General features: G+C 71.5%; 6 protein-coding genes. 5 read left to right on the top strand and 1 reads right to left on the bottom strand.

The features are described 5' to 3' along the window. A partial coding sequence (locus tag Q7W29_02530; protein ID MDO9170686.1) for a hypothetical protein occupies nucleotides 1–325 on the bottom strand: 325 nt, incomplete at its 3' end. A 370-nt stretch (nucleotides 326–695) separates the two neighbouring features. On the opposite strand from Q7W29_02530, the gene Q7W29_02525 reads away from it, so the two are divergent. From Q7W29_02525 to ruvB, 5 genes are all read left to right on the top strand, one after another. Then, nucleotides 696–2777 (top strand): elongation factor G, encoded by a 2082-nt coding sequence (locus Q7W29_02525; GenBank protein ID MDO9170685.1) that lies wholly within the window; start codon nucleotides 696–698, stop codon nucleotides 2775–2777. A gap of 80 nt (nucleotides 2778–2857) precedes the next feature. Beyond that, nucleotides 2858–3613 carry a YebC/PmpR family DNA-binding transcriptional regulator gene (locus Q7W29_02520; GenBank protein MDO9170684.1) on the top strand — a complete coding sequence of 252 codons (756 nt, stop codon included), beginning with the start codon at nucleotides 2858–2860 and terminating at the stop codon, nucleotides 3611–3613. Nucleotides 3614–3681: 68 nt separating this feature from the next. After that, nucleotides 3682–4191, top strand: coding sequence for a crossover junction endodeoxyribonuclease RuvC (ruvC, locus tag Q7W29_02515; protein MDO9170683.1), 510 nt, complete (start codon nucleotides 3682–3684; stop codon nucleotides 4189–4191). Continuing rightward, the gene (gene ruvA, locus Q7W29_02510) at nucleotides 4188–4799 is read left to right on the top strand and encodes a Holliday junction branch migration protein RuvA (GenBank protein ID MDO9170682.1); all 612 of its coding nucleotides are present in this window, start codon (nucleotides 4188–4190) and stop codon (nucleotides 4797–4799) included. The genes ruvC and ruvA overlap by 4 nt, the downstream gene beginning before the upstream one ends. Nucleotides 4800–4835: 36 nt before the next feature. Next, nucleotides 4836–5832 (top strand): Holliday junction branch migration DNA helicase RuvB (gene ruvB, locus Q7W29_02505; GenBank protein ID MDO9170681.1); only part of this gene is annotated, 997 nt, incomplete at its 3' end.

Below are 5832 nucleotides of genomic sequence, written 5' to 3'. Positions count from 1 at the left end.
ACGCCTCGCCGGGCACGATCTTCTTGATGGGGGCGTCGAGGCAGTTCGGACGGCGCTGGATGCCGAGGTCGAGCTCCTGGCCGTTGAACAGCGTCACGGTGTTGGAGCCGGGCGCGACCTGGGCCCGCAGGTCGAGGGTCGGCAGCTCGAAGAAGGTCGTGCCGGAATAGTAGCCGCCGCCGACGGAGATCGAGATCTTCTTGATGGCGCTCTCGGGCTCCGGGCTCGCAGCCGTGCCCGCGCCCGCGTCCTCCTGGGCGACGGCGGCCAGGGGGACGAGCGCGAGGAAGAATCCCGGCAGCAGCCACTTCGGAATCAATCTCATGCCACACCTCGACGTTCTGGCGGAAGGCGTCCGGTCGGGTCCGACCCGCCCGCGGACACCGCTGGGCGCCCGCGACGGGGAGTGTCCCGCAAACACGCACGGCGGCCTGGTCTCGGCCGTCGCGGCGGGTCTACGGTAATCCCCCCGGCAGTCTGCGGCAAGGTCTTTCGCGCCCCTGAACATCTCTGAACACCTCTGAACATAGGGGAAACTCCCTGTCAGGACAAGAGCTGGCGGCATTGACACGCCTGTGAGCGGCGGTTATCATTCGCGTTCGCCGCCATCCTGAGCGTCTGCTGGAAGTTCCGGTTCCGGCCCGCGATCGGGGCCGCCGCCATCCCTTACTCGCCGTCCGGACGGGAGGATCACGTTGAAGACCTTCGCCACCGACAAGATCCGCAACATCGCCCTCGTTGCTCCCCACGGCGTGGGCAAGACGAGCCTGGCCGACGCCATGCTGCACGTCACCGGCAAGGTCGGGCGCCGCGGCAGCGTCGACGACAAGTCTTCCGTGTTCGACTACTCGGACGAGGAACTGGACAAGAAGCAGACCATGACCGCCAGCATGGCCTGGACCGAGGTCGGCGGCGTCAAGATCAACATCATCGACACGCCGGGCGTCGCCGATTTCCGCTGCGACATGTACGGCGCGCTGGAGGTCGTCGAGGGCGTGCTGTTCGGGGTGAAGGCCGACGGCGGCCTGGAGGTGTCCAGCGACGCGCTCTGGCGCACGCTGCGGCAGCGCAGCACGCCGATGTTCCTGGTCGTGACCCGCATGAACAAGGAGCACGCGGATTTCCAGAAGGCGATGAAGGAGTTCGCCGACCACCTCGACGGGACGGTGGTCGCCGCCCAGCTGCCTATCGGCGAGGGCGAGGCCTTCCGGGGCGTCGTCGACCTGGTGGCCAACAAGGCCTACACCTTCGCCGACGGCAAGGCCCAGGCGATCGCGATCCCCGCCGAGCTGGCCGACGAGGCCGCGATCGCCCGCGAGGAGCTGATGAACGCCGCCGCCGAGACGGACGAGGCCCTCATCGAGAAGTTCCTTGAGGAGGGCACCCTCTCCGACGAGGAGCTGGTCCGCGGCCTGTCCGCGGGCATCGCCTCCGGCCAGGTCTTCCCGGTGTACGTGACGGCGGCCGACAGCGAGATCGGCGTCGTCACGCTTCTGGAAGCCGTCGCCCAGCTGATGCCGAGCCCCGCCGCGCGCACCGGGCTGACCGGCCTGCGACCCGGCACCGCCGAGCCGCACACCGTCGCGATCGGTCCCGACAAGCCGACGCTCGTCTACGCCTTCAAGTACCAGCGGGAGGCCCAGGGCGGCGACCAGACCTGGCTGCGCGTCTGGAGCGGCACCCTGTCGTCCAGCGACAACCTGACCACGCACGCCGGCGACAGCGAGCGCATCGGCCAGCTCAGCTTCGCCGTGGGCAAGGGCCGCGAGAAGGTGGACAGCGTGGCCGCGGGCGACATCGTGCTCGCCGCCAAGCTCAAGAACAGCCGCATCGGCGCCACGCTCTGCGGGTCGGGCGTCGAGATCCAGCTGCCGGCCCCGGCCCTGCCGGCGCCCACCAGCGCCGAGGCCATCACCTCGGCCAACGCCGGCGACGAGGACAAGATGGGCGTGGGTCTGAACAAGCTCATGGAGGAGGACCCCTCCTTCCAGGTCCGCCACGAGGGCGAGCTGAGCCAGACCCTGATGGTGGGCCAGGGCGAGATGCACCTCGCGGTCATCCTCGAGCGGCTCCGCAAGCAGTTCGGCGTCGAGGTCCTGCGCAAGCGGCCCAAGGTCGCCTTCAAGGAGACGATCAAGGGCACCGTCGAGGTCCAGGGCCGCTACAAGAAGCAGACCGGCGGCCGCGGCCAGTTCGGCGACGTGCACCTGCGCCTCGAGCCGCTGCCCCGCGGCGAGAACTTCGAGTTCGTGGACGGGATCGTCGGCGGCGTGGTGCCCGGCAAGTTCATCCCCGCGGTCGAGAAGGGCGTCCGGGAGACCATGAAGCGCGGCGTCATGGCCGGCTACGAGATGGTCGACATGCGCGTCACGCTCTTCTTCGGCTCCTACCACAACGTGGACTCCAGCGAGAACAGCTTCAAGGCCGCGGCCCGCATCGCCCTGCAGAAGGGCGTGCCCGACGCGAAGCCGGCCCTGCTCGAGCCGGTCATGCAGGTCACGATCCGCGTGCCGGAGTCCTACCTGGGCGACATCATGGGCGACATCTCGTCGCGCCGCGGCCAGCCGCAGGGCATGGAGGCCGAGGGCCCCATCCAGGTCATCAAGGCGATGGTCCCGCAGGACGAGATGTACCAGTACTCCACCTCGCTGCGCGCCATGACCCAGGGCACGGGCGAGTTCGCGATGACGTTCAGCCACTACGCCGAGGTGCCGGGCGACGTGGCCCGCCAGCTGATCGACGCGTACCAGAAGAGCCGCACCGAGGACGCCGACTAGGGATCGCCGACTAGGGATCGCCGACCGGGGGGGGCCGCCCGCGGTTCCCGCGGCGCGACCGCGAACAAGGAGCGTGGCAGATGTCCGGGCACTCCAAGTGGAGCACGATCAAGCGCAAGAAGGGCGCCAAGGACGCGGCCCGCAGCAAGGTCTGGTCGCGCCTCGCGCGCGAGGTCATCGTCGCCGCCCGTCAGGGGGGGGGCGACGTCGAGGGGAACGCCCGCCTGCGCAGCGCGGTCCTGGCCGCCAAGGCGCAGAACATGCCCAACATCAACATCGAGCGCGCGATCAAGCGCGGCACCGGCGAGATCGAAGGCGCCGTCTACGAGGAGCTGAGCTTCGAGGGTTACGGGCCCGGCGGCGTGGCGGTCCTGGTCGAGACGCAGACCGACAACCGCAACCGGACGACCTCCGAGATCCGCCACATCTTCACCCGGTACAACGGCAACCTCGGCACCAACGGCTGCGTGTCCTACCTGTTCGAGCGCAAGGGCTCGATCAGCCTCGACCCCGCGCGCGTCGACCTCGACACCGTCATGGAGGCGGCCATCGAGGCCGGCGCCGAGGACGTGTCGGCCGACGGCGGCGTCCTCGAGGTCACGACCGCGTTCGCCGACTACAACCAGGTCCTGCTGGCGCTCCAGGAGAAGGGCCTGCCGGTGACCGAGTCGGAGATCGTCCAGGAGGCGACCACCACCGTGCGCGTCACCGGCAAGGACGCCGAGACGCTCATGAAGCTGATCGAGGCGATGGACGACCTCGACGACGTGTCGCGGGTCTCGTCCAACTTCGCCATCGACGACGACGAGATGGCCTCCATCATGGAGAACCTCTAGCAGGTGCCGGTTCCGCGGACGGGGGGCGGCCGCGGCGCCGCCCCCTTCGCGCGTCCGGTGGAGGCGCCGTGATCATCCTGGGCATCGACCCCGGCAGCAACGTCACGGGCTACGGCCTGATCGAGCAGGACGGCGGGCGGCTGCGCCTGCTGGACGCCGGCGCCATCCGCGCCGGCCGCGGCGACGCCCTGCCGGCGCGCCTGCGCCTGATCCACGACGCGCTGACGGAACTGCTCGCGCAGGGGTGCCCGGGCGAGATGGCCGTCGAGAGCGTCTTCGCCGCCCGCAACGCCCACAGCGCCCTGGTGCTGGGGCACGCCCGCGGGGTCGCCCTGCTCGCCGCGTCGCTGCGGGACATTCCCGTTGTCGAATACGCCCCCCGCGAGGTAAAACTCGCCCTGACCGGCCACGGCGCCGCCGGCAAGGAGCAGGTGCGCTTCATGGTGCAGCGCCTGCTGGCCCTGCCGCGGCCTCCCGCCTCGCTCGACGCGAGCGACGCCCTGGCGATCGCCATCTGCCACGCCCAGCGCCGCACGGCGCCGCAGGCCGCGCTGCCGCGGCGCGGAGGAGCCCGATGATCGCCACGCTCGAAGGACTGCTCGTGCGCCGCGGCACCGACTGCCTGGTCGAGGTCGGCGGCCTGGGCCTGGCAGTCACCGTGCCGGCCGGCTGCGCGGCCGCGCTGCCGGCGGCCGGCGAGCGGGTCCGGCTGTGGACGCACCTCGCGGTGCGCGAGGACGCCTGGACGCTGTACGGCTTCCTGGACCAGGACGAGCTCGCGCTGTTCCGGCTGCTGATCTCGGTCACCGGCGTCGGGCCCAAGCTGGCCCTGGGCATCCTGTCCGGCGCGCCGGCGACGACCATCGCCCACGCCCTGCACGCCGGCGACGAGAAGACGCTGGCGACGCTTCCGGGCATCGGGCGCAAGAGCGCGGCGCGCCTGGTGGTCGAGCTGGGATCGCGCGTGCCGCCGGCGCTGCTGGCGACGGGCGCCCCGGCTACGTCCGCGTCCGCGGACGCCGACGCCGTCCACCCGAACGAGCCGGTGGCGCGCGATCTGCTCGGCGCCATGGGGCTGCCGGCCGCGCGCGCCGGCCAGCTGCTGCGCGAGGCCCTGCGCGACGACGCGGCGCTGGGCGACGACCCGGTCCTCTGGGTGCGGGCCGCGCTGCGCCGCCTGGGCTGATCGCCGCCGACCCCGACACCGCAAGGAAGGTCGACCGTGACCGATTCCCGCTGGACCGATCCCAACCTGCGTCCCCGCGAGGACGTCGCCGAACCGGGCCTGCGCCCCCGGCGCCTCGACGAGTTCGTCGGGCAGGCCGCGGTCAAGGAGAACCTGCGGGTCTTCATCGCCGCCGCACGCGCGCGCGGCGAGGTGCTCGACCACGTCCTGCTGTACGGGCCGCCGGGCCTGGGCAAGACCACCCTGGCCGGCATCATCGCCGCCGAGATGGAGCTGGAACTGCGCCAGAGCAGCGGCCCCGCCTTCCAGAACAGCGCCGAACTGGTGGGGCTGCTGACGCAGCACGAGGGGCCCTCGGCGGTGTTCATCGACGAGATCCACCGCCTCAACCGCACGGTCGAGGAGTACCTCTACCCGGCCATGGAGGACCGGCGCATCGAGATCGTGGTGGACAAGGGACCCCACGCGCGGCACTTCCAGCTGGACCTCGCGCCCTTCACCCTGCTGGGCGCGACCACCCGCGCCGGCATGATCACCGCCGCGCTGCGCTCCCGCTTCGGCATCGTCTGCCACCTCGACTTCTACCCGCCCGAGGAGCTGCAGATCATCCTGGGCCGCTCGGCGGGCATCCTGGGCATCGGGTTGGACCCCGACGGCGCGCTGGAGCTGGCGCGGCGTTCGCGCGGCACGCCGCGCGCGGCCAACCGCCTGCTGCGGCGCGTCCGCGACTACGCCCAGATCGCGGGCCGCAAGGTGATCGACCGCGAGACCGCCGACGACGGGCTGACGCGGCTGGGCGTCGACCGGCTCGGCCTGGAGCCGCTGGACCGGCGCTACCTGCGGCTGATCGTCGAGCACTTCGCCGGCGGGCCCGACGGCCTGCAGAACCTCGCGGTGTCGCTGGGCGAGGAGCAGGACACGCTCGAGGACGTCGTGGAGCCCTTCCTGATCCAGTCGGGCCTGCTGAAGCGCCCGCCGCGCGGCCGCGAGACCACCGAGCGGGCCTGCGCCCACCTCGGCCTCGCCCCGCCCC

This window comes from bacterium (assembly GCA_030654305.1).
In the GTDB taxonomy this organism is placed as follows: Bacteria; Krumholzibacteriota; Krumholzibacteriia; order LZORAL124-64-63; family LZORAL124-64-63; genus PNOJ01.
This window is presented reverse-complemented; position numbering and strand designations above follow the sequence as displayed.